The sequence below is a fragment of the Pseudomonas sp. SWI36 genome (assembly GCF_002948105.1).
GTDB lineage: Bacteria > Pseudomonadota > Gammaproteobacteria > Pseudomonadales > Pseudomonadaceae > Aquipseudomonas > Aquipseudomonas alloputida.
In genome coordinates this window covers 625,055-647,763 of sequence record NZ_CP026675.1, presented here as the reverse complement: position 1 = coordinate 647,763, position 22,709 = coordinate 625,055, and the positions used below count along the sequence as shown (strand labels likewise).

Below are 22,709 nucleotides of genomic sequence, written 5' to 3'. Positions count from 1 at the left end.
GCGATCATAATGACTCCATATCTCATCACCAGCTTCGAGGAAGCGACGCTGGCAGCTTTGATTCATGAGCCTTATGGCTACGATCATGCTGACATTTTCGACAAACCTCAGATCACGTACATCTACAACTACCTGAAATCCTTCATGCCCGAGATTCCGAAGGACAGGAAGACGGTAGGGAGCATTCTACTCGAGCATGAGTACATCGACCGAGATTTCCTTGAGGACTACTCCCGCTTTTATCTGGGGCGTTTCGGCAACGACGGCTACAAATGCGCTCGGCTTCACTTCTTCAACTGCGATCTGACTCATAAGCGGCTTGATGCCTTGCTTGCTGGTGATGCAGGTGTGGTGCTGGCCGATGACGACGATGAGAACGCGGTGAAGACTGTAGAGCAACTGCAGTCTCACTACCTCGGCTTCATGGTGATCAAGCCGCTCACTCGGACATTCGTGGGTAAAACCTGCCTGCGTGTGAGCGGTGACCGAGGTGATGGCAAGAAAAAAATCGATAAGCCCTACGATGTGAACCTCTTCGGCATCAAGCTTACGATCAATTCGATTGCCTTCCAGGAGCAGGACAAGGTGGTAGCTGCTTGTGCCACCACTGCCATTTGGACAGCGCTGCATAGCTTGCCAGGCCGAGGGGTCAAGGACATCAAGTCCTGCAGCGAGATCACCACTGCTGCTTTGAATTTTGTGGATGGCTCGAGTAACGGCTTCCCAAATAAAGAGCTGACCAACAAGCAAATTCAGCGAACGCTGGATGTTGAGGGGCTGCGCTATCACAACACTAACCTTGAGCAATCAAATCAGGAGTCCTTCCGGGACTACCTCATTGCTCATATCGATAGCGACCTGCCTGTCATTTTGACGGGTACCGTATACGGCGTTGAGCCCAATGAGTCTGGAGAGCATGTCAAAGCAGGGCATGCAATCACTGCTCTGGGTTACGACTTCCGAGATGGTGCGAAGTGGGTATACGTCCATGATGACCGCCTTGGCCCCTACGCACGGGCAGAAATCGTCATGGTTGAAGACTGTCTCGGAGCCGCTACTCCTGACACCGCAAAAGGTCGCTGGGGGCTAGCGATGTCCATCCGTGAGGCTGATGCAACCACATGGGTAAAGCCACATGAGATCATCGTTCCAGACATCTCTATCATTCCGGCAGATAGAAAAACCCGCATCGATTTCAAATTCGCTCACGGCACAGCAGAGCGGATCCGTGACCAAGTTGTTGGATACTTGGAGGATGAAATCTGCCCTATGCTCGGCATCGACGTTCCTGCAGTTGGTTACGAGGTAAAGCTAGCGTCGATTGCTCGAGCCCGGGACGATGTTCGCCAGCACCGCACAAATCGAAATATCGGTGACGTCCTAGGTACCTACACCCTCGATGAAGAGCGGATGATTCGCTGGCGGAAGGAGAAACTCAGTTTCCTGACTGGCAACCTGGCGCGCCTGCAGTGGCAAATTGACGTCTACTGGAATTCAGAACCGGCCTTCCGTGTGTTTTTGGATGCCACCGATATCCCATTGGGCAACGCGGTTTCGGGCATTTACATTCTTGACCCGATTTTTGCCGATGCGATGTTGGCCGGATTCATTGGCCAGGAGAGCCAAGTCGCCGGTCTGGATGACCAGCACTTCTTTCCAGCATTCACCAGAGCCGTCAAGCAGCGCCGAGATGACTACGAAAGTCATCTCAACAGCATGTATGGCACGTTGCGTGCGCCCAACCACATTAAGGAAAACGAGGTTGCGCGTAACGGGAAGGGTACCAACCCGACCGCGAAAAAGTTCTGGGATCCTCAGCAGATCCGTTTGGTTGAGGTTCATGAGGCCTACCAAAGAGTAGCTGATGCGGCTGCCAACGACCCTGACTCTAAGAGCAAGCTTATCTGGGCCATTGGGAAAGATGGTGTGCTCTTCCTCGCTGAAGATATTCCGGCGCCTGAGGAGCTAGGCCATCCCAGCATGACTGGTATGCAGGCAGCCCGGATTGCGGGAGAAATCAAGCCCAAGAGCGGACACTGGGAAGTCAACTTCTTCTCTGGCAGGTACAGCGGTGACTACGCCGATGTAGAGAGGACGCAGTTCCTCACCAATGCGGTGTACAAGATTCGATCACTTTTCCCATATGACAAGTTCGAGGCTTTCTACCCTGACGCACCTGCCTCAAAGGCCCCGGCGCCGATTGATCCAGCGGTACCGGCAGGCGTTAGCGATGCAGAGGAAAAGGCATCGGCGGACACCTAATGCGGAATGTGCCCGCCCCTAGAGATAGGGCGGGCGCATTGCATAGGGACAGTCATGGAAGGCTGTGGACAGAGCTCGCCATGGGGTTACTGACACACTGGACGAGATAGATCACTGATTTGTTGCCGCATAGGTGGATATATGGTCTGGACTAACCCCAGAGCCGTTTTCCCTAACGATGGTGCGCTCAGCCCCATGAAACTCGTCGCGGATTTTCTGATACCCCAACGAGGCATAAAACTCTTCAGCTGTAATCGACGATGGCACACGTAGAGTTCCAAATCCTGCGCGGGTAGCGGTTGCATGAATGACACTCATCAAATGTCTGCCGATACCGCCTTTCTGGTGAGCCGGGTCAACGAAAACACCTCTGACCACGTCCCCGTCGAGACCGGCAGTGCCGATAATGTTTTCGCCCAGCAAGGCTACGAAAACCCTCCGCTTGGCAAGTTGTGTGGTGATGGCTTCAGGACAAAAGCTTTGCTCAACCTGAGCGATCACATCGGGCGAGTAGTCCTGTGAATTTGACTCACGCAAGGCGGCTAGAACTACACGGCTAATGGCTGCTGCATCGCTGCTCGTAGCGGGGCGAACGTGACATTCCATGCTGAGACCTAAATCCTAAAGGATTACAGCTTAGCCCATCGCAATGTGTCTTCCCCGAATGCTTTCGAAAGTAGGAAGAGGGAAGGCTCTAAGGGGCGCGAGTGCTATGGCCTGTGTCCGACCATGAGGTGATGTGACGATTAATGGCCTCGAAAAATGACTTTGAACTGCCCTTGCTCAGCTCCTGCAGGGGGCAAAGCTATGCTTGCGTGGTCTCGAGTGGCTTATCCAGCGTGGATTAGCCGTCCTCGCTTCATTTGAATGCCTCAGGTGGTGAAAATTGATGATAATGTGCTTTAAGTTCTGTAAAATCCTTTGTGTTGGGTTTAGCGTCCTGGCGATAGCCCAATCAATGTAATGAATGCCTCTAGACTTCGGTCGAATAGCAAGTCAGCAAGTCAGCAAGTCAGCAAGTCAGCAAGTCAGCAAGAGCTAGTAATATATATCGCTCGCAAGTAAATTCAGTCCGTGGCTCGCAAGGGTTTATTTGACTGAAAGCTAGTGAGTATCGTACTGGTTTGCGTATTTAACGCAGCGTTTTCAATTAATGCGAAGGATGTGTTATGTTTACAGGACAAGAGGTCAAGGGCTTTTTTGTGGCTCTGGGCCGAAAGTGGCTTTTCCCTGACTTCAATAATAAGCTGACTTGGTGGGTGGCAGGAGCTGGCGGTGCTGTATTGCTTGCGGCGACCCCTCTAAAAACTCTGCTTCTCGACTGGCTTGTGGAGAGTGCTATTTTAAATGTTGGCCAGGTTCTTTCGCTTGCTAAATTTGGCGATGATAAGGCCGACTATTGGATGGGGGTTGTGCTGATTTTAGCTGCCCTGATCCACAACGTAGCAATTCGCTATGCCTCGTATTGGTTAAGTGAAAAGGAAAACGCAAGGCAAGATAAAATTTTTGCTAAGCATGCCAAGGTTGATGAGGCTCTATTCAATATGGTGATGAAGGAATTTCCACCATCTGGTCGGTCGGTTTCATTTTTGAAATTTCATAACTTTGAATTCAGTTTTAGAGATGAGGATACGGCTGAAATTGAACGATTTGTCCATAATGGTTATGATGTTGATAGAGAGTTTCATGACGAAGAGCTTGAGGCCAAGCGATTGGTACTGCTGAGTACGTGTGCTCAATTTCTCCGCGACCTAAACAGCCTCGCAGGGCCTGGGGCTCAAGTGGATAGTTATACTTGTATTCCAGAATATTGCAAAAACGAGTGGAACTTTCCGGAGAAAGTAGAGAAAGACATCAAAAAGCTGAATGAGGGTGGTACGGCTTGCTACGAGGCACACACTGATTTTACTCGGACGGTGAGAAAGAAGCTGGTGTGCTGACAGTGGCAGCTGCCAGGGATGGCCTAGTTGCTTATAATGAATAAGGGAGGTGTGGATTGGCGCGGTAAGCGTCGATGAGCATCTGCTCGTTGGTTGCGCTTCACGGTGAAAAACCACGGTTCGCCCAAAAGCTTGAGCCCTTCGAGCATGCCCGAGCCTCGGTCGATGAGATCTCCCACTGCGATCAGCCGGTCTACAGATTTATCGAAGTCGAGCGCCAGAAGCCCCTTGTGGAGCTCTCTCGTTTTGAAGTGAATATCACCTACCACAAAGTCGCGGCCAGCCTGGTTGCGGGGAATTTTTAGTAGGTGTGGCATTTGCAACAGACGCTCCACTGTGAGCCCGGAAGACCCGATACTTTACCCTACCGTGGAGGGGCTACGGTCTGAGTGGCTCACATTGCGTTCTGCCCGTTCGCCGATTTAAAGAGGCCCTAGAAGCTCTGCTGTGCCTGGGGTGCAGGCCATTTCTTCTCAGAATTTTTCGGATTTTTTTTCGGATTTTGAGAGGGTTTGATCAGGTCTCAGGTGGCGTACAGAAATTCCATACACCTGGTTACTGTTCACTAGCCGTGTGGACTGAGCCGGCCCTTTGGGCTTGAGGTTAACTGGACTTCACGGTGGGGCCACTGGCCCTCATGGCAGAGAGGCCAAGAACTCAATTCTGCTGGAGTACATTTGTACTCGATACCATGGTGTGCCGAAGGACTGAGGCTGAGAGTGTCTGATTTACTCGGCCCTTACGTAGATCGCATACTTTTACATGGACGGTTAGGCAAAAGTCCTTTCCAATGCGAGCTCATCAAAACGCGTACAAAATCGGTGCTTGAAGTCCCCAACCTTTCAGCTATTTGGGGAATCTGCGCCTCAATCAACGTTGCTACTAGGTGACGGATTTGCGTGACTTTTACGAGGGAGGGCGCTAGGCCTGCCTTGATCGCCCACGACGACAGAGTCTTGTCGAAGCTCCAGGAGGTCATGGGTGATCTGTGATTGCCAGGATTTGGAAACAGGTAGTCGTCACCCTTAAGTCCTGAGAATTTAATGTACTGTTGAATGGCCGTGGCATCAGCGAGGTGCAACGCTCGTCTATGGGGGCGACGGTTGAACAAGACCCCGTTATCCACGCGCAACTCATTGACTTTGGCAGACTGAAGCTCAGCTAACCGCAAACCTGACAGGACGCAGCCCAGCAACGCTTGATCCCTCAAACTCTCAGAGTCTGAGACGGCATCGACGATTGATTCAAGTTGATCCAGCGTGAGGCCAGGGCCTTCTGACCTGCTGTTTAGATCGGCTGCTCTCTGCATTCCCTCTCGGTGAGAAGCAAGCCATGAGCGGGCGGCAGCAAGGTGAGTTGTTTGCACTGAGGCGCTTTGAGTGCGCTTCAACGCTGTTAGGGCAGAAAACGGCAGGGAGCGTAGCATAAGCTCCAGCTCAATCTGCCCTACCACATCCCTCTGTTCCGCTCTGGCTACACCCTCCAAAACCGAAATGACGTTACGCTGGATATCAGCAATTAGCGGGCATGGGTCGTCCGCTCGGCACTCCTTCGAGCTTCTCTGGAGATCATGAAGATCTTGGTATCCAAGTCCTTGTGCCATCAGCTCTTGAGCAAGCGAGAGCGTCAGATGCTTCGAACCGCACCACTTTTTTTGCAGAGTCTTGGCCAGTCTTTTGAAACCGCCGGTGCGGAGCAAATCTTCAGGATAAACGGGAACGCGCATGGCATCTCTCCAATATCGTCAGGATGTCGGCTGCTCGCTGACAATTGTCGAAATGCGTGCAAGAGGGGGGAGGGTGTTGATGCCTGTGGTATTGCCTTCGCGAGCCGACCGCACGATGCAGGTTTCACCGTAATTCCAGACTACCAGTGACTTCCGGGAGGCGTCTAGATGTCAAGGTGCTACCATTTCGAGCTTCGCTGCCATTGTAGTGGTCTAATGAAACCGGACACCCATTTAGGCGAAAATGCTCGCCATAGAGAGGTGTCTGATGACCAAACAACGCCGTACCTTTACACCCGAATTCAAGCGCGAAGCCGCCAGCTTGGTGCTCGATCAGGGCTACAGCCACATTGAGGCCGCTCGTTCGCTTGGGCCGGTTGAGTCAGCCTTGCGGCGGTGGGTCGCCCAACTTCAGCAGGAGCGTGGCGGCGTCACACCGACCAGCAAAGCGTTGACGCCTGAGCAGCAGAAAATCCAGGAGCTGGAAGCGCGGATCAATCGGCTGGAGCGGGAGAAATCGATCCTAAAAAAGGCTACCGCGCTCTTGATGGCCGAGGAGCACGAGCGCTCGCGTTAATCGATCAACTCCGTTCAGAAGAACCGGTTGAACTGTTGTGCTCGGTCTTTGAAGTTACCCGGTCTTGCTATTACGCGCACTGCCGCAAGCGACGAGCGCCGGATGTTGAACGGCTCGTTTTGCGTGCTCGGGTAAATGAGCTATTCACCCAGAGCCGTAGCGCAGCTGGCAGTCGGAGCATCATGTTCATGATGCGTGAGGACGGCATAAACATCGGGCGGTTCAAGGTACGCAAGCTGATGGGTGAGCTGAAATTGATCAGTAAGCAGCCCGGCTCACATGCCTATAAAAAGGCGACGGTGGAACGTCCCGACATCCCCAATGTGCTGGATCGGGAGTTCAACGTTTCAGCGCCGAACGAAGTCTGGTGCGGCGATATTACGTACGTCTGGGCCCAAGGTCGCTGGCACTACCTGGCGGCAGTGATCGACCTGTATGCACGCCGAGTGGTGGGTTGGGCTTTCTCCTCCAAGCCTGATGCCGACCTGGTGATCAAAGCGCTGGACACGGCCTATGAGCAGCGGGGCCGCCCGCAGAATGTTTTATTCCACAGCGATCAGGGCAGCCAATACGGTAGCCGCAGCTTCCGTCAGCGTTTGTGGCGCTATCGATTCAAGCAGAGCATGAGTCGACGGGGTAATTGTCATGACAACGCCCCGATGGAGCGCTTGTTTCGTAGCTTGAAAACAGAATGGATACCGTCGGTGGGCTACATGAGCGCATCGCTTGCCCGGCAGGATATCGGTAGATTCCTGATGCAGCGGTACAACTGGAAACGGCCGCATCAGTTCAATGACGGGTTACCGCCTGCGGTTGCCGAGGAAAAACTTAACGCAGTGTCCGGTATCAGTTGACCACTACACATTCAGTCTTCTGAATATCTCGGCGGCTTCTTAGGTAATCAATGAGGTGTAAGGTGGTGCAGGTCATTACAGCGAACGCCCGGCTTCGTAAAGGCATCCGCTCTCTTCAAAAGTCTCTGATCGATCAGGCTGAGTCACGTGGGATAGAAGAGTGGGCATTTCCGAGTGGAGATAAAGCACCGTGCCGCACTTATGCCTTGGAGACCGATCTGGGGGAGATGCTATTTGCTGTGCCTCCGCCTTGGCATGGTCGACAAGCACACCTGTTCAAGCTGGGTTACGACGGCGGCACGCTGTCACCAGATGCTGAGATCAACATTCCTGACGGCCTCAACCGTGGTGTTTCGGGGTTGTTGGTAGCTGCTCCACAGGGTGAAACCCTCATCTGTCATCGGGGCACCTTCACAGCGTTCCGTGGCCGGGTACCTCGCCAGTACGCTTTTGAGCACTTTCACGACTGGCTAATGGAGGTAGACGACGACGGTAAGACGGCAGATGTGATTGCTGTGTCTTCAACGAACTCAACCAGCATCGCGAATGACATCGCCGAGTTCCTGTTCAAGGTAAAACGACTCAAAGAACAGAGAAAAGCGGAACTAGGGGATGGTGCCGAGGGCTCAGGTGAAGCCCTTGACGACGAAGATGAATCGGGTGCTAAGTGGCGGGGTCAGGAAGAATTTGAAGGCACTAAGTCCTATACCCGAAGCCAGGACACCTGCGAGTACCAGTATCTTCATGGCCCGCTTTGCAACGCTCTCCATCGTAAGCTCGATGAGCTTGTTGAGGGGCATCCGGAGCTCAAGGTTGGTAAGCATCAGGTCGATTTGGCGCTAGTGGAGAAAGCTACTGACAAGGCCAAGGTGATTTTTGAGGTCAAGACCAGCGCCTCGATGTCGGCCCAGCTTTACACCGCATTTGGTCAGCTTGCGTACTACAAGCATCGCTTCGGTGATGCCAACACCAAGCTCATCTTGGTGCTTCCAACAAGCACTGCATCTGACTTCGCTGCTGCCGAGTTTTTCGCCCTGGCCAACATCCAGGTGCTGTTCGGTGAGGCCGGCCACTTTGAGAGCGGCCAGGGCGAGAGCCTGGAAGAGATGCTGAGCAGCATCCTGTAGAAGCCGACGAAGCCGCTGCTCAGTCTATGAATGCCAACTCGGTTTGCAACGATGTTGGCAATACAGCTCCTCTGGAGGCTCGGGGCCTCCGGTGAGCCGCTGGAGTAGCGGCTTCCCGTGCGACATTCACCGTAAGTTTCAGGCCTGTTAGACCTCCATCTCGATGCAGGTCTGCAAGCTCTGCGCTCAGCTTCGAGATCAAGTCGTTTGCCGGCTCACCGGTATCTTCACTCAATGTGAGAGTCATGAGTGTCAATGGGCTAAGTCCAAGGCGCTCACTCACCTGCTCGAGTTTGTCCAGGGTAATGCTCGACTTACCTAGCTCCAGCTTGGAAAGGTAGGTACGGCTGGTAGTGTCAGCGAAATCTCTCTGGGTGATGTTGCGCTTGCTACGCAGTGCACGAAGCACGCTGGCGAAGGAGGCTTTGAGCGTCATGCTTCAGTCTCGGCGGATTGGCTATCTCGGTAGGAGGCTACGTAGTGAGCATCAAGCCTACCACGGCTGGATAAAGTGGACTTCCTTGCGTATACCTTGATTGACGTCGCCATTGGCCTTCCCGGGGCCGCTATTCGAGGACAAGAATGTGAACGTGGGCGAGTTGATCGAAGAGCTTCGAAAGTACGATCCTGACCTACCAGTTCTGATTCCACGATCTGACTGCTCAGCGTTGGAAGACGCCGTTGCGTGTTACCCAGACGTCGTGCGCGAAGGGCGGATCATGGGCTATGAGTCATTGAGCTGGTTCCATGGGGAGCCTGATGACCAGGGTGCCGAAAAGCGTCAAGTCGTCGTCATCGACTCCAGTCTGCCAATTCCAACGTGAGCGAAATGAAAGCCAACCTAGTGCTTCAGTGATCGCGTGTGCCGAGCGCCCATACTGCATCGCCAGTGCATCGTGATATAGAGAAGCCTCCAGCATTCTGGATGTGGTTTTCGATCTCGTAGGCACGCCAATCAGCCATCGCCTGGCCATCCAGAATCCGAGGCTTCCTCTCCAACAGCCACGCGACTGCGTTCAAATATTGCCCATGGGCAAACACGGCGATATCACCGGCTGGATGCTGCTCAAGCCGATCCAAAAATGCTTGTGCTCGAGCAACGAAATCGTGGAATGACTCCGCGCCGGCGCCGTCGCGATAGGCGGGATCGGACTTCAGCCAGTATGCATCGACCCAGCCCTTCCTCTGGGCCACAGTCGTATCGACACAGCGCTCGGGTGCAAGGTACGTAAACTCTTCGATAGCCCATGTCTCAAACGGTGTCCCGGGGAAGGTCGCGGCAGTTGCCTGAGCGGTGGCCTGCGCTCGTGCGAAGGGAGATGCGACGATCAGGTCGGGTGCCACGGAAAATGATCCGGCGATCATCCGAGCTTGTTCCAGACCCAAAGGGGTGAGTGGAATGCTTGCATGATCTCGACTGGCCTGGCCTGCGTTTGCAGCACTCTGGCCGTGCCGAATCAGCCTTACACGTTTCATCACCTATCGTCCTTGTCATGGGGTTCTATCATTAGCCTGCTTCCTTGCATCTGGGCAATTAGAGCACCGTATCGATCATTGAGCTTGAGGTGGGGCAGTGGACAGAGACCTGAGCAAATTGCTTCCTCCGGATCATCCCATGTACTCGGATGCGGTTGAAGCTCTGAAGCGATACCACCAAGCACAATCGGAAGGGATATCAGGGCCAGAGCTGGAGCGTCTCAGGCTGATGGCTGAGCACCGGTTTCAAGCGGTTACTGATTACCAGCTTCAGGCATTGGGTGGCCCCGCTGAGAAAGGTCATTAGCCGGTGCAGGTGTGTGAGGTTCGGTGGGCAGTGGGGCGAAACTCAGGGCAAGGGTCACCTTTTTGCGGATTTTCTAAAGTCTCACAGCCTTTGCGATTCCCGGGCTTCAGAGGGAAGCACGTCCGATTTTCTCGGATTTTTTTGCGGATTTAACCCGGCGACGAAATCAGCTAGTTCTCGGTGCCAAACAGACGACGGAGCAGCTCGCCTGTGGGTGTGCCAGCGTATCGGGCCTGCAGCTCCTCTAGCTTGGCAGAGCGGTACTCGTTGGATAGAAGGCTGAGTCCATGTAGCGCATTCATCAACTGCTGAGTAGCTGAGATCTCGTCAGCCATGTTCAGCCAGGCTGAACTGATCAGCTTCACCTTGCCTTCGGCTTCGCGGCTGGCTATCTGCGACTCAATAAGCTTGTTCGCATGCACCAAGGTTTTGAGTGAGGCCAGGGACTGCTCGAGTTCGTTTAGCTGTTCACCGAGGCGAGCAGCCTGGTCGAGATTGGCCGGCTCGCCATCGACATAGATGGTGTCTGCCTGCACCGAATAGATTGCCAAAGAACCCTCACCACCGCCGGTTACGTCCAAGGCAAGGACATTGCCCAGACGTAGGGCATTCGGAATCCATGTGTGCCCGACACAGACACGCCATGCGCCTGGCACGCCACCTCGATGATGCTTCTTGATCCGCTCACGACCCCACAAAGCGACATCCTGAAGCTGGGGGTTATCGAGACTCTGGGTGAAATCACTCCAGGCCAATCCCACCGGCACATCCGCATGTACTACACCGACCACTCCCTGAGCTGTCTCCACCTCGATAGCCATGGGCAGGCTATCCAGCTTGTCGATGATTATGGGCTTGGACTCGTCATCAATCGTGAGCCACCAGCGCGCTCCATGAGCGGAATAGGGGAGGTGTGGGTTAGCTCGATAGGCGTCGATGAGCATCTGCTCGTGATTACCCTTCACCGTGAAGAACCACGGTTCGCCCAATAGCTTCAGTCCGTCGCGCATGCCTGGGCCACGGTCGATGAGATCTCCAACTGCTATCAGCCGGTCGACGGATTGGTCGAAGCCGAGCGCCTTGAGACCTCTATGGAGCTCTCGTGTTTTGAAATGGATATCACCAACGACGAAGTCTCGGCCTGCCCGATTTTGAGGCAGTTTCAGCAGATGAGGCATACGCTACAGACGCTCCTGAGCCGGCCTGGAAGACTCGGGTATTTTACCTTGTGCACGCAGGATCTCACCCATTAGCGCCCCTAAGTTTCGAGCGTCGTCGATCCCTCTATGGTACTGACCAGACCATTCAATGCCCCAGCCCTCAACTGCAGGCCGGAGAGCCAATGCACGGCAGCTTAGTATTTTCCAGTGCCATTTCTTAGCATTGGTGTGGCTAAGGTCGGCCAGCATCGGTTCGCAGCGATTCCGTACTGCATCCATTGCCAACTGCTTGGCATCGTAATCACCCCAGGAGCACCAAATCAGCCCTTCGGTCTTAAACGGACTCAGGTAGTCCTCCAGCTTCTGGCGAACCTTGTCGTATGAATCTGCGCCGTCGACGTCGGCTTGATCAATCGTGGTCAGTCTCTTGCAAAAGTCGGTAAGAATCGGATTCAGCACTGGGCGCACGAAGCTGGTGTACTCGCTGACGATCTTGCAATCCCGATGCAGATCTAGAACCACAGCTCCGACTTCGATTGTCTCCATCTCGTGACGACTTACAGCAAGCTTGTGTTCCGGCTTTAGCTCATCGGTCAGGCCTGTAGGGTACTCGTCGCACGTGGCTTCGAGATCTACGCAAAGGAGATATCGGGTGCCTGCCAGCAGCTCGCGGAGTGCCTGGAGGTGCTGTGGTTTTTTGATCTGCATGTTCATCCTTCCCAGAAGCCTTCGTTCATTCGAAGCGGAGTCGAAGAGCTGAATGTGCTACTCGCTCGCAGGTATTCCTGTGCGCCGCCCTGCTAGGTATGAGTTCCTAGCGCGGAGTACAAATGTACTCCTACCATGGAAATGCCTACTCATGGTGCTTCGAGCTGTCCGAGTGTCCCGATTTCACCGCTTGCTGTTCTGACTCCTCAGGCGCCTCTATCGTCGCTAATGGTTTGCCGTTCTTGGTCACAACAAACACGTGGCCTTTGGCAACAAGTGCAACGATTCGCCTCAGGCGCCTGCGGGCTTGGCTCATCGGGATGACGGTCACCATCTACGCAGCTCCTGGATTTCCGCTGCCAGCATGTCGTGGGCAGAGCGTGTGAACCCAGCGTCCGCTCACTTGCTGCCCCGGCGCGCCACACTGCTCGCACGTCTTCAGTGACAGCTCCTCAGCTACAGCCACGGCACCTTGGCAGTAAGCGTCGCCACCGTCGTAGAAAAAATGCAGCTCACCTAACTTCGATTTCACCTGGGCCACCACGACCTGCGGCACCTCTGGATGCCGATTCAGATGGGCTTGGAGCGTGTGGCACAGGGCATAGAGGATCTCGCGCCATCCGGGGCTGCAGTAGATGTCATCCACACCAGGATCAGAAAATAGTCGTGGATACCGAGCCCTGAATTGTTCGATATCAAGCACGGGCACGGACATTATGTTTTGGGTCATGTTCAAAGCTCGCACGAAGGACAATTCTTATCGGGGGCCGTAATGTCGGGCAAGAAGCAAGCGGAGCGCGCAGCCAGGATGGCGAAGGCGTGAGGATGGAAGCTCAGCGGGCCGAGACCTGAAGGGGCTCGGTTTACGACAGCCGCTCCCCCGGGACACGCCACGAAATGGAATTGATGATCAGCCAGAATCATCCGCGAAGACTCTCTCCCAATCTCTCTCCGCAAGCTCAGCGCAAGCACTAGGCGCTCCACCAAAACACCGGTTAGATACTCGATGCATTTCTGCTTCGTCCATGTAGCTGATCTGAGCCCCATGCTCATCAACGAGCACACCATTGGCACCAATCAGCAGCGCATGACCGGCTACGACGTCGTGAGCTGAAACGGGATAAAGCGATACTCCGCAGACCCCGTCCCCAGCTGCCACTCTGGCCAGTCTGTAGGCAATGGAGGGCATCGGATGAAAACCACCAGGAGCACATAAGGCTGCATTGGTTTGAGGTTTTCTGCCGGCTGAGGAACTGACCATCACCCGGCTCGATTTGGAAAGCTGTTGATTGGAAAGATCCACGCGCACAGGTAATCCATTTCGCAGCAAATGATCCATACCCCTCGCCCAAGCGATGCAATCCAATATTCCCTTCGGAGTGACTGGAGCGTGCACTACTCCGAGTACCGGCACATTCGCCTCTAGTAAGCCAACCGACAGCGCTGATCCCTTCAGCCCTCTCAGGAAATCACTGGTTCCATCATTGGGATCGACGACCCAGCAAAAGCGATGACCGGAGAGCACATGGCCAGTTTCCTCGCCCCAAAAGTCGCAAAGTAGGATGTTCAAAAGCTCCGAGCGCAGCACCTGTTCTATTTCGGCATCGACATCTGCTTTGCTCCCTGAGCCGCGTCGACCGTCCGGTCGGACATATTCCTGCGCTAACAGAATCCCAGCACGCTCTACTGCGGTGATGACAAGGGGCAGGAGCTGCTTCACATCCTCTATGGTCATGTTCACTCCCTGCAACAGAAGGGAAGAGGCCGTTTGCCCCTGATCATTTGGGCGCGCTGCTGCTCGGCGGGCGGGTTGCCTCGAGGCTGAGCGGAGCGCGCATACTTGCCTGAAATGCTACGGCTTCTTAGGTGTGCTGATGGTGCTATGCCCACAGGTCAGACACTCACCGATTTCGATAGGGATTTCGACTCGATCAGGGCTAAGGTCGTTCCGGCAATGCCCAATAGCGTGCTTCATGTAATACTTTGTTGTCTCAACTGGGATATGTCCTAATCCTTTCTGGACTCGAGATATAACACTGTCGTAGTGATTCATATATAGGGCCGTGAGCTCAAGAGCCTTACTTTGAATGGTTTTTTTGCTTACTTCGGCGAGAGGTGGTGCGTCAAGTATCTTGTAAATTGCAAGATGCTTAAAGGGCCATTTTTCGATCTGATCATTCAGTGCCGCATAGTCGATATTCTGACCGGGGCATGTGTTGTTGAGCATAGCATTAATGACGCGAAGGCTTTGCGCTTTGACTTCCTCTAGTGATGCAAATTGAAGCTCATCTTTATCGATGCTCTTGCGGGCGTCATGAAGGTCTACGTAGCCAAGGCACTGGCTCATCAAGTGTTGGGCAGCGGACAGCTTGAGTTTTTTCTGGCCTGGCCAGTCGCGTTGTAGGCATCTGGCTAAGCGTAAAATACCTTTTCCAGACTCAAAATCAGCAGCAAACAGGGAAATTTGCATGGTCATCCTCCATGGTTCGAAACGGTGTCGGCTGTCCGCAATGACTTATGTCAGATGAACTGCGCAATGCAGGTGATTGACCTGTGAATTACCTATGCGTGCCGACCGCTCGATCCAGGCTGACCGATGGGATAATCCTAGCATGATGAAAGCGGAGGTTGTCCAGCACATATAAAGGGTATGCCAATGGCATACCTTTAAGTTCGGTAAGGCTCTGAGTCATTGCGCTACTCAGTGATGGGCCTCGCAGTTACCAAGGTGTTTTCTAGCGCCGAGCTTTGAATAATGGTCGCCACAAATTTTCTTGCAAGCGGAGCGCGCCAGGCGTGAGGATGGAAACCCGCAGGGCCGAGACCCGCGACGCGGGGCTTGGTTTATGACAGCCGTCCGCGTAAGCGGCACGCAATGACCCGAGCTATCGTTTTGCCAGGAGTCCGGAGGTCAGTAAGATGGATCAAGAAAAACTACGCTATCGAGAAATATCAAGGCGCAAGGCGCTTTGGAGACTGGCCTCCCTTGAGCTTGGCAGTCCTGAGGCAGTTACTTTACTGGCGATCCTCGATAACCTTTCTATCGAGGAAAGAGGCGACTACGAGCAGGCCACTCCGCTGACTTTGGAAGAGGTGCGCTGCCGCGTTCCCATCAGCCATCACTCTTCCGGAAAAGAAATCGTTCGGGAGTATGAAATTCCAGAGCCTTGGCGAGAACGTTTTATACAAGCAAGCATTGGGTCTACACGTTTTGTAGAGGGGTTCTACGCAGAGGACTGGAACAAGTTTCTAAACGAGTGGGATACCGAAATGCGGTTATTAAATGCCCACAGAACTACGTCATAGGTCACTGTCCCAAGCATCGATCGCATCCTTAATGCTTCCATGCCATTGAAGATTAGAATCCTTCAGTACGCTGGCAACGTACTTACCTACGTTGACACTCAGCCAGGGTGGCAGATTCTCGAAATCACCACTGAAAAGGTGGGCGCATGCCACGGCATATTTTCCGGTAGTGAGTGATTGTAGGCATACATACTGCACTGATGAGCCGCTTGGTAGGCGGCGCCAAGTAAACTGTTGGATGAAGTCATAGCTATCTGAATGGTTATGGGTATGGCTTTGCTGCAGAGCACTAATGTTATCTTTTTCAACCTCTGGGGGAGTGCTGTTCTCTCGGTGCGGAGTGTTGAGTAGATGCCTATAGTTTTCGCGAGCGGCGATGACGACGTCGCGAACTTCCTCAGGGTCGATGGACATTCCGCCGTGTTCGTTCACCGACAAGGTCTTGAGGCTATTGACTGCTTCAATGAACTCTCGCTCCTGATCCTTCTCTCGTTGGGATCTTTTGTCAGGGAAAAGCCAGCCAGCTATTAATTTTAAAAACATGGATGCGTCCGTCATAGGCATGCTGCGCGCAGGCTACCACCTGATCATCCGCTCAGCTAGGGTTTCGGTCGCAGAGCTGATGGTGCGACACGCAGCGATAGAACTCGTGAGCTCAAGGAGGTGGCAGAACTGTTTTGCTAACTGCGGGTCTCTATGACATCTTGTCACCTATGGTGCAAAGCCTGTGGCCACGCTTGGGAATAAGGTGCCTCAGGATAATGAGTTCGTCGTAATTTATTAAGGATAAAATAGTATGGCTGGCAGCAGCTTTTTTGCTTTGTTGGATGATATCGCGGCACTGCTAGATGACATCTCTTTGATGAGTAAGGTGGCAGCTAAAAAGTCCGCCAGCGTACTGAGTGATGACTTAGCAGTAAATGCTGAGCAAGTTACTGGAATGAAAGCAGATCGCGAACTTCCTGTGGTTTGGGCGGTATTTAAAGGGTCGCTAAAAAATAAGGCGATCTTAGTGCCTTGCGCTCTGATTCTAAGCGCTGTGCTGCCAGCAGCAGTGAAGTGGCTCCTCATGGCGGGCGGCATATACCTATGCTACGAAGGCTACGAGGCGATCAAAGACAAATTTTCTCGCGAAAGGCATGGTTCGGAAGATCATGGAAAGAAAGCAATCCCTAAAAGCCCCGAAGAGCTTGCTGAATATGAAAAGCGCAAGATCAAGGGTGCTATTAAGACCGACTTTATTTTGAGCGCAGAGATCATCGTAATCACTCTGAACGTCGTGGCTGAAGCCCCGTTATATCAACAGATCTTGACGCTAGTTGTGATTGCGCTGGCGATGACTGTTGGAGTCTATGGTCTGGTAGCTGGCATTGTTCGTCTCGATGACGCTGGGTTCGCTCTCGTTAAGTCAAAGGCTCAGGGGGTATGGGGCAGGGCGGTCAGAAAGTTCGGCCAGGTGTTGGTGTCGGCGGCACCCTTTCTGATGAAAGCCCTATCCTGGATCGGAACGATTGCAATGTTCTTGGTCGGCGGGACATTCGTTGCTGAGGGCATACTTCCGCTTGAGCATGCCGTCGAAGTAGTGGTCTCAGAAAGTGGTGGTTGGGGAGCGGTTGTCAAAGTCGGATTGTTTGGTGTGGTAGGGGCCTTGACCGGCTTTATAACAGCAGTCGCGGTCAGCGGTTTCACCTGGGTTCGAAAACTGTCAGCAGGCTAGTCAAGTCTGCGCTGGGATGTTTGGCTTCTACAGTGATTAGATGTGCACGCTAACGAAAAGTATTGGCGGACTCCCTGACACTCAAGCCCTCCCTGGAGGTGAATTTCGTCCTAATGAAGGGGGCCAATGCGGGCGGAAAATTGCGCGGATGCCGCGCTTCTGTGCTCGGAATGTCCACTTTTCATCTGTCCATATGGACAAACATGCCTTTAACTAAGTCGTTGATTTTTAAGGATTAAATTGTGTCCACGTCCACATGCCTTTGGACTGGGTCGGCGGTGGGATCCTGGTGCATGGCATCGAGCCGCTGCATCATGCCATCGAGGCGTTCAGCGAAGGGCGTGGCGGGGCGCTTACCGGGGCGTTGCTCAACGCTGGGGTCGGGGTTGTGGCCGGTGCCATGGTGCTGGCGGTGGTCAGTGCTGCGGGGAAGTTGTGGCGGGCGCTCAGACCTGCCAATTGAGGCGCCTGGCCGGGGCTTTGCCCCGGTTCGCGCGTGAACCCGCCCCCCAGGTACCGCGTTTGCCTTGCACCCGGCGCGGCCCCTGTAGGAGCGGGTTTACCCGCGAATGGGCCGCAAAGCGGCCCCGCTAACTCAGTTCAGAAGTGAACCTTGACCAGGAAGCTCATGGTGTTCTGGTCGGTAGTGAAGGCATCGCTGTCCTTGATGCCGTACTTGTTCTTCCAGTAGTCATACTCCACACCCACGTACAGCTGTTTCTCACCCAGGTGCAATGCCTTGCCCAGGTCGTACTTGATCTGCGGGTTGAAGTGCAGGTTGGCCTGGTAGGTGCCGCGGCGGTTCTCGTCGTTGTCCACCACCCAGTCCATGAAGCCGTCGATCAGCACGTCGGAATCTCCGACCGGAATGGTGTACGACCACACCGGGGTGATCTGCCACACGTTGTCGCCGGCGCGGCTGCCGTCGGTGGTGCGGTTGTAGAAGTTCAGCTGGAAGTAGTCGAAGCCCGGGATGGCCAGGTCGAAGCCCGGGCCGATCAGGTAAGACTCGGTGTCACCCTCGCCAAACTCGTAGGTCATCGCCAGCAGCACGTCCTTGACCGGGCCAAACTCGATCTTCTGGTCGAAAATCTTGCCGAACGACAGGCGTGGGCTGATCTCACCGTAGTAGGTGTTCGGGCCGTTGCCGGCGTCTTTCTGGCCCTGGTAGAAGATCTTGTCGACGAAAATGAAGTTGTCGCCGTACTTCCAGCCATCGGCGTGCTCGAAGGTGACGGTTTGCTGAATCGCCGGGTTGACCTTGAAGTTCTTGCCCCATAGGTAGGTCAGGCTGTTGTTCTGCCATTGCAGCAGGTCGCCGCCGAAGGTGGTGCCGCAGGCCAGCAGGCCGCCGGCGAGGATCAGGCTCTTGATAGTACGCATTGCGAGTGTCGCTCCCTTGATTGATCTGTTGTCAGCGCTCGGTGTCGGCGCTTTTTTTGTCTTTTGAGTCAGCTTTTTTCGATAGGCCACAGCTGTTTGGCAAGGGTTGGGCCAACTTTTCCGGGTTGGCAAAACCTTCCTGCTCGACTTCGTTCTGAACGGATGAAAAGGGTATTTCAGGCTGGCAACACGTTGGCCAACCGCCCGAATTCATTGACTGAGCGGTCAGTAAACGCAGGCAGAATCCGTTCTGCCCTGATCGAGGGGGCGCGCAGATTACTGGCTTGCGCGCCGCGCCTCAAGTGCTCCGTCCTGGAGCGGGGTGATTCAAACTTGTGCGTTTGGTCAACTTCCTAGAAGTGCACCTTGATCAGCGCACTGGCGACGCTCTGGTTGCTGTCCAGGTTGCCGCGGCTGTCAATGCCGTACTTGTCTTTCCAGTAGCTGTATTCAAAGCCGACGTAGAGCTGCTTGGCGCCCAGGTTCAGCGCCTTGCCCAGGTCGTATTTGACCTGCGGGTTGAAGTGCAGGTTGGCGTGATAGGTGCCACGACGGGTCTGGTCGTTGTCGGTAACCCAGTCCATGTAACCGTCGATCAGAATGTCTGACCGGCCTACGGGGAGGGTGTACGACCAGCCGGGGGTAATCTGCCAGACGTTGTCACCGGGGCGGCTGCCTTCGGTGTTACGCACGTAGAAATTGAGGGTGAAATAGTTGAAGCCGGGGATGTTCAAGTCGAAGCCTGGGCCGATCAGGTAGGCCTCGTTGTCGCCTTCACCGCGCTCGTAGGTCATGGCCAGCAGCACGTCCTTGATCGGACCGAAGGCAAGCTTGCGGTCGAAGATCTTGCCCAATGACAGGCGTGGGCTGAACTCGCCGTAGTAGGTGGTCACACCTTTGCCGGGGTCGGCCTTGCCGTTGTAGAAGATCTTGTCGACGAACATGAAGGTGTCGCCGTACTTCCATTTGTTGGCGTGCTCGAAGGTGATGGTCTGCTGGATATCAGGGTTTACCTTGAAGTCCTTGCCGTACAGGTAGGTCAGGCTTTCGCCGTGCCATTGCAGCCATTCGCCTGCGTGCGAGGGTAGGGTGGCCAGCAGGCTGCTGCCCAACAACAGGGACGTGGTGATGCGCTTCATGTTGTGATTCCCGGACTTATTGTTTTTGTTGGCGTTTTTTTGGCGCGCAGGCGCCCCGGGCGACCCATTCCGGCGGGTCGACGGCGTAGCGGTTACTGCAGAGGTGAACGAGGGGCAGCCATGCACCGCCCCCCTTGGCTCAATGCTGGTGACAGACGTCGTTGTGCATTGCGCGGTCGGCACCGCCAAGGATGTTGAACAGTACGTTCAACACCAGGGCACAGACCGTGGCCATGGCGATACCGCTGTGGGTGATGGGCTCCATCCACTGTGGCATCTGGGCAAAGAACTCCGGACGCACCACGGGGATCAACCCGAAGCCGACGCTCACGGCAACCAACAGCTGGTTGCGGCGGTCGCCGATGTCCGCCTCCTGAAGAATCTTGATCCCGGTGGCAGTGACCATGCCGAACATGGCGATGGACGCGCCGCCCAGTACTGCGGGCGGGATCGAGGCAATCAGGAAGGCCGCCTTGGGCAGCAGGCTGAGCAGGATCAGCAGTGCACCGGCCACGATGGTGACGTAGCGGCAGCGCACCCCGGTCATTTGCACCAGGCCGATGTTCTGGGCGAACGAGGAGTGGGTGAAGGTGTTGAAGAAGCCCGCAATGAACGACGCACCGGCATCGCACAGCAGGCCGCGACGCAGCATGCCAGGGGTTACTTCACGATCAGTCACCTTGCCCAAGGCCAGGAACATGCCGGTGGACTCGACGAAGATAATCACCACTACCAGGCACATGGACAGGATCGGCGCCAGGCTGAAGGTCGGCATGCCGAAGTGCAGTGGGGTGACCACCTGCAACCACGGTGCTTCATTCAGGCCCGACAGGTCGACCATGCCGATGGAGCCGGCCAGGATGTAGCCAAGGCCCATGCCCACCAGTACCGACACGTTTACCCAGAAACCGCGCATGAAGCGGTTGATCAGCAGGATCACGGCCAGTACCAGGCCGGCCACCAGCAGGTAGATCGGCGAGCCGAACGTTTCTGCTTCATGGCCGCCACCGGCCCAGTTGACAGCCACCGGGAACAGCGACAGGCCAATCGAGGTGATCACCGTACCGGTGACCAGCGGTGGGAAGAAGCGGACAACCTTGGACATGAACGGCGCGATCAGCATTCCGAAGAACCCGGCAGCGATGGTCGCGCCGAAGATCCCCTGCAGGCCTACGCCGGGCATGCCGGCCATGGCCACCATGCTACCGACGGCAGCGAAACTGGCACCCATCATCACCGGCATGCGGATGCCCACCGGGCCGATACCGAACGACTGGATGATGGTAGCGACGCCAGCGACCAGCAGGTCGGCGTTGATCAGGAAAGCGACTTCTTCACGGGACAACCCGGCGGCCTGGCCGATGATCAACGGTACGGCGATCGCGCCACCGTACATCAGCAGAACGTGTTGCAGGCCAACCAGGATCAGTTGGAACAGGGGCAAGGGTTCGCGCGGCGGCGCAATGGGGATATACGCCTTGCGTGACTCGGACATGCAGCACCTCGAGTTTTGTTTTTATTCTCGGATCCAAGCGGCAGGCTTCATGCCTGCGCGCTCGATGCTTGCTTGTTGCGTAACACATGGAGCTTGAGGCTGGGGCTATCGGCCTCTTCGCGGGCAAGCCCGCTCCTACAGGGAAAGGTGATTCCCCTGGGGGCGGGTTGCCTGGCGAGGTGCTGTCAGTTGACCTGGGCGCCTTTGGCGATCCATTCGCCGACGAGCTTGCGCTCTTCGGTGGTCATCTGGGTGATGTTGCCCAGCGGCATGATCTGGCTGGCAACCGCTTGCGCCTGAATGCGCGCGGCCTGGGCCTGGATCTGCTGCGGAGTGTCGAACATCACGCCGGCAGGGGCGGTGCTGAACAGTGGGCTGGTCGGCTTGGACGAGTGGCACACAGTGCAGCGTTCCTGGATGACATTGTGGATCTTGTCGAATTCGCCACCTCCGGCCTGGGCAGCGGCCTGGGCCGGTGCTTGCGCAGGTGCGGCGGGTGCTTCGGCAGCCTTGGCGGCGTCCTCGGCACGCTGCTCGGCAGCCGTCTTGCCGCCTACCGCAGTTGCCGGCAGCGGTTGGTACTCGATCTTCGCTGCGGCTTGCTCAGGGCTTACGGCCATCGGTTTCGGGCCGGTAACGTAAGCCAGGCAGATCATCGCCAGAGCGCCGACGGGCAGGGTCCAGGCGTACTTGTTGCTGTCGTGGCGGGTGTTGAAGTAGTGGCGGATCAGAACCGCGGCTACTGCGATACCGGCCAGGATCAGCCAGTTGTACTGGCTACCGTAGGTGCTCGGGAAATGGTTGCTGATCATGATGAACAGCACCGGCAGGGTGAAGTAGTTGTTGTGACGCGAGCGCAGCAGGCCCTTGGCCGGCAGTACCGGGTCGGGCGTCTGGTTGTTCTCGATCGCCGCCACCAGCTGGCGTTGGGCCGGCATGATGATGCGGAACACGTTACCGACCATGATGGTGCCGATGATCGCGCCGGTGTGCAGGTAGGCACCACGGCCGCTGAACACCAGGCTGAAGCCCCAGCAGGCAGCGATGATCAGCACGAACAGCACAGCACCGAGCAGCGCTGGCTTCTTGCCCAGGGGCGAGTCGCACAGGAAGTCGTAGATGAACCATCCCGCGATCAGCGAACCGATACCGATGGCCACGCCTTCGGCACCGCTCAGGGTGCTGCCAGGTGCCAGCAGGTACAGGGTCGGGTTCCAGTAGAACACCACGCACAGCAGGGCGATACCGGACATCCAGGTGAAGTAGGCTTCCCATTTGAACCAGTGCAGGTTCTCGGGCATTTTCGGGGGGGCGAGCTTGTATTTCTCCAGGTGGTAGATACCACCGCCGTGAATCGCCCAGAGATCACCCGACAACCCATCGCGCGGGTTGCTTCGGTTCAGGTGGTTCTCCAGCCAGACGAAGTAGAACGATGCACCGATCCAGGCAACGCCGGTGATCATGTGAACCCAGCGAATGCTCAGGTTCAGCCATTCGTGAAGGTGTGCTTCCACAGTATGTACCTCTGCCAG

Annotated in this window: 21 protein-coding genes and 1 pseudogene; 7 read left to right on the top strand and 15 right to left on the bottom strand. The window is 55.3% G+C overall.

What is annotated here, in order from left to right:
* The first annotated feature begins 9 nt into the window (after positions 1–9).
* Complete coding sequence (locus C4Q27_RS03100) at positions 10–2,262, top strand: hypothetical protein (protein WP_256599978.1); 2,253 nt, start codon at positions 10–12, stop codon at positions 2,260–2,262.
* 111 nt (positions 2,263–2,373) lie between these two features.
* On the opposite strand, the gene C4Q27_RS03095 is transcribed toward C4Q27_RS03100, so the two are convergent.
* A complete protein-coding gene (locus C4Q27_RS03095) occupies positions 2,374–2,868 on the bottom strand; it encodes a GNAT family N-acetyltransferase (protein ID WP_104886447.1) in 495 nt (164 codons plus the stop codon).
* Between the two features lie 563 nt (positions 2,869–3,431).
* Here C4Q27_RS03095 and C4Q27_RS03090 point away from each other — a divergent pair.
* Complete coding sequence (locus tag C4Q27_RS03090; RefSeq protein ID WP_104886446.1) at positions 3,432–4,202, top strand: hypothetical protein; 771 nt, start codon at positions 3,432–3,434, stop codon at positions 4,200–4,202.
* Between the two features lie 23 nt (positions 4,203–4,225).
* On the opposite strand, the gene C4Q27_RS03085 is transcribed toward C4Q27_RS03090, so the two are convergent.
* Positions 4,226–4,525 carry a hypothetical protein gene (locus tag C4Q27_RS03085; RefSeq protein ID WP_256599976.1) on the bottom strand — a complete coding sequence of 100 codons (300 nt, stop codon included), beginning with the start codon at positions 4,523–4,525 and terminating at the stop codon, positions 4,226–4,228.
* Positions 4,526–4,941: 416 nt separating this feature from the next.
* A complete protein-coding gene (locus tag C4Q27_RS03080) occupies positions 4,942–5,928 on the bottom strand; it encodes a tyrosine-type recombinase/integrase (protein ID WP_104886445.1) in 987 nt (328 codons plus the stop codon).
* 268 nt (positions 5,929–6,196) lie between these two features.
* On the opposite strand from C4Q27_RS03080, the gene C4Q27_RS03070 reads away from it, so the two are divergent.
* Positions 6,197–7,359 (top strand): IS3 family transposase gene (locus C4Q27_RS03070; RefSeq protein ID WP_104886443.1). Its coding sequence is split into 2 segments (ribosomal slippage): positions 6,197–6,452 and positions 6,452–7,359, totalling 1,164 coding nucleotides; the frame shifts between segments, so codons are not numbered across the junction.
* Positions 7,360–7,421: 62 nt separating this feature from the next.
* Positions 7,422–8,486, top strand: a complete 1,065-nt coding sequence (locus C4Q27_RS03065) for a hypothetical protein (RefSeq protein WP_256599974.1) — start codon at positions 7,422–7,424, stop codon at positions 8,484–8,486.
* A 19-nt stretch (positions 8,487–8,505) separates the two neighbouring features.
* Here the strand turns inward: C4Q27_RS03065 and C4Q27_RS03060 are convergent, their stop codons facing one another.
* The 7 genes from C4Q27_RS03060 to C4Q27_RS03015 all read right to left on the bottom strand — a co-directional run bounded on the left by C4Q27_RS03060 (position 8,506) and on the right by C4Q27_RS03015 (position 14,607).
* Positions 8,506–8,922 carry a helix-turn-helix domain-containing protein gene (locus C4Q27_RS03060; RefSeq protein ID WP_104886442.1) on the bottom strand — a complete coding sequence of 139 codons (417 nt, stop codon included), beginning with the start codon at positions 8,920–8,922 and terminating at the stop codon, positions 8,506–8,508.
* Positions 8,923–9,335: 413 nt separating this feature from the next.
* Positions 9,336–9,962, bottom strand: a complete 627-nt coding sequence (locus C4Q27_RS03050) for a histidine phosphatase family protein (RefSeq protein WP_104886440.1) — start codon at positions 9,960–9,962, stop codon at positions 9,336–9,338.
* Between the two features lie 477 nt (positions 9,963–10,439).
* Positions 10,440–11,447: a metallophosphoesterase gene (locus C4Q27_RS03040; protein ID WP_104886438.1), complete on the bottom strand. Its 1,008-nt coding sequence runs from the start codon at positions 11,445–11,447 to the stop codon at positions 10,440–10,442.
* Between the two features lie 3 nt (positions 11,448–11,450).
* Positions 11,451–12,137: a 3'-5' exonuclease gene (locus tag C4Q27_RS03035; protein ID WP_104886437.1), complete on the bottom strand. Its 687-nt coding sequence runs from the start codon at positions 12,135–12,137 to the stop codon at positions 11,451–11,453.
* A gap of 145 nt (positions 12,138–12,282) precedes the next feature.
* Positions 12,283–12,453 carry a type II toxin-antitoxin system Phd/YefM family antitoxin gene (locus tag C4Q27_RS03030; RefSeq protein WP_256600093.1) on the bottom strand — a complete coding sequence of 57 codons (171 nt, stop codon included), beginning with the start codon at positions 12,451–12,453 and terminating at the stop codon, positions 12,283–12,285.
* 594 nt (positions 12,454–13,047) lie between these two features.
* Positions 13,048–13,872, bottom strand: coding sequence for an inositol monophosphatase family protein (locus tag C4Q27_RS03020; protein ID WP_104886434.1), 825 nt, complete (start codon positions 13,870–13,872; stop codon positions 13,048–13,050).
* Between the two features lie 117 nt (positions 13,873–13,989).
* The gene (locus tag C4Q27_RS03015) at positions 13,990–14,607 is read right to left on the bottom strand and encodes a hypothetical protein (RefSeq protein WP_104886433.1); all 618 of its coding nucleotides are present in this window, start codon (positions 14,605–14,607) and stop codon (positions 13,990–13,992) included.
* A 449-nt stretch (positions 14,608–15,056) separates the two neighbouring features.
* On the opposite strand from C4Q27_RS03015, the gene C4Q27_RS03010 reads away from it, so the two are divergent.
* Positions 15,057–15,443: a hypothetical protein gene (locus C4Q27_RS03010; protein ID WP_104886432.1), complete on the top strand. Its 387-nt coding sequence runs from the start codon at positions 15,057–15,059 to the stop codon at positions 15,441–15,443.
* Here C4Q27_RS03010 and C4Q27_RS03005 read toward each other — a convergent pair.
* A complete protein-coding gene (locus tag C4Q27_RS03005; RefSeq protein ID WP_256599972.1) occupies positions 15,438–16,001 on the bottom strand; it encodes a hypothetical protein in 564 nt (187 codons plus the stop codon). The two genes, C4Q27_RS03010 and C4Q27_RS03005, sit on opposite strands and share 6 nt — an antisense overlap.
* A gap of 238 nt (positions 16,002–16,239) precedes the next feature.
* Between C4Q27_RS03005 and C4Q27_RS03000 the strand changes: the two genes are divergently transcribed.
* Both C4Q27_RS03000 and C4Q27_RS02995 read left to right on the top strand, forming a co-directional pair.
* Positions 16,240–17,160, top strand: coding sequence for a DUF808 domain-containing protein (locus C4Q27_RS03000; protein ID WP_104886431.1), 921 nt, complete (start codon positions 16,240–16,242; stop codon positions 17,158–17,160).
* 271 nt (positions 17,161–17,431) lie between these two features.
* A pseudogene (locus tag C4Q27_RS02995) lies at positions 17,432–17,623 on the top strand (DUF808 domain-containing protein); the annotation flags it as partial.
* A 137-nt stretch (positions 17,624–17,760) separates the two neighbouring features.
* On the opposite strand, the gene C4Q27_RS02990 reads toward C4Q27_RS02995, so the two are convergent.
* The 4 genes from C4Q27_RS02990 to C4Q27_RS02975 all read right to left on the bottom strand — a co-directional run bounded on the left by C4Q27_RS02990 (position 17,761) and on the right by C4Q27_RS02975 (position 22,691).
* Complete coding sequence (locus C4Q27_RS02990; protein WP_003254339.1) at positions 17,761–18,543, bottom strand: outer membrane protein OmpK; 783 nt, start codon at positions 18,541–18,543, stop codon at positions 17,761–17,763.
* A 353-nt stretch (positions 18,544–18,896) separates the two neighbouring features.
* Positions 18,897–19,682, bottom strand: coding sequence for an outer membrane protein OmpK (locus C4Q27_RS02985; RefSeq protein WP_003254337.1), 786 nt, complete (start codon positions 19,680–19,682; stop codon positions 18,897–18,899).
* Positions 19,683–19,821: 139 nt separating this feature from the next.
* Positions 19,822–21,177 (bottom strand): nucleobase:cation symporter-2 family protein, encoded by a 1,356-nt coding sequence (locus tag C4Q27_RS02980; RefSeq protein WP_010955033.1) that lies wholly within the window; start codon positions 21,175–21,177, stop codon positions 19,822–19,824.
* 185 nt (positions 21,178–21,362) lie between these two features.
* Positions 21,363–22,691, bottom strand: a complete 1,329-nt coding sequence (locus C4Q27_RS02975) for a urate hydroxylase PuuD (RefSeq protein ID WP_104886430.1) — start codon at positions 22,689–22,691, stop codon at positions 21,363–21,365.
* Positions 22,692–22,709 lie beyond the last annotated feature (18 nt).

Bases quoted from the DNA above. Each gene is read 5' to 3' on its own strand.
- C4Q27_RS03100 (WP_256599978.1), top strand. From the start codon at position 10: ATGACTCCATATCTCATCACCAGCTTCGAGGAAGCGACGCTGGCAGCT.
- C4Q27_RS03095 (WP_104886447.1), bottom strand. From the start codon at position 2,868: ATGGAATGTCACGTTCGCCCCGCTACGAGCAGCGATGCAGCAGCCATT.
- C4Q27_RS03090 (WP_104886446.1), top strand. From the start codon at position 3,432: ATGTTTACAGGACAAGAGGTCAAGGGCTTTTTTGTGGCTCTGGGCCGA.
- C4Q27_RS03080 (WP_104886445.1), bottom strand. From the start codon at position 5,928: ATGCGCGTTCCCGTTTATCCTGAAGATTTGCTCCGCACCGGCGGTTTC.
- C4Q27_RS03060 (WP_104886442.1), bottom strand. From the start codon at position 8,922: ATGACGCTCAAAGCCTCCTTCGCCAGCGTGCTTCGTGCACTGCGTAGC.
- C4Q27_RS03050 (WP_104886440.1), bottom strand. From the start codon at position 9,962: ATGAAACGTGTAAGGCTGATTCGGCACGGCCAGAGTGCTGCAAACGCA.
- C4Q27_RS03040 (WP_104886438.1), bottom strand. From the start codon at position 11,447: ATGCCTCATCTGCTGAAACTGCCTCAAAATCGGGCAGGCCGAGACTTC.
- C4Q27_RS03035 (WP_104886437.1), bottom strand. From the start codon at position 12,137: ATGCAGATCAAAAAACCACAGCACCTCCAGGCACTCCGCGAGCTGCTG.
- C4Q27_RS03030 (WP_256600093.1), bottom strand. From the start codon at position 12,453: ATGAGCCAAGCCCGCAGGCGCCTGAGGCGAATCGTTGCACTTGTTGCC.
- C4Q27_RS03020 (WP_104886434.1), bottom strand. From the start codon at position 13,872: ATGACCATAGAGGATGTGAAGCAGCTCCTGCCCCTTGTCATCACCGCA.
- C4Q27_RS03015 (WP_104886433.1), bottom strand. From the start codon at position 14,607: ATGCAAATTTCCCTGTTTGCTGCTGATTTTGAGTCTGGAAAAGGTATT.
- C4Q27_RS03010 (WP_104886432.1), top strand. From the start codon at position 15,057: ATGGATCAAGAAAAACTACGCTATCGAGAAATATCAAGGCGCAAGGCG.
- C4Q27_RS03005 (WP_256599972.1), bottom strand. From the start codon at position 16,001: ATGACGGACGCATCCATGTTTTTAAAATTAATAGCTGGCTGGCTTTTC.
- C4Q27_RS03000 (WP_104886431.1), top strand. From the start codon at position 16,240: ATGGCTGGCAGCAGCTTTTTTGCTTTGTTGGATGATATCGCGGCACTG.
- C4Q27_RS02990 (WP_003254339.1), bottom strand. From the start codon at position 18,543: ATGCGTACTATCAAGAGCCTGATCCTCGCCGGCGGCCTGCTGGCCTGC.
- C4Q27_RS02985 (WP_003254337.1), bottom strand. From the start codon at position 19,682: ATGAAGCGCATCACCACGTCCCTGTTGTTGGGCAGCAGCCTGCTGGCC.
- C4Q27_RS02980 (WP_010955033.1), bottom strand. From the start codon at position 21,177: ATGTCCGAGTCACGCAAGGCGTATATCCCCATTGCGCCGCCGCGCGAA.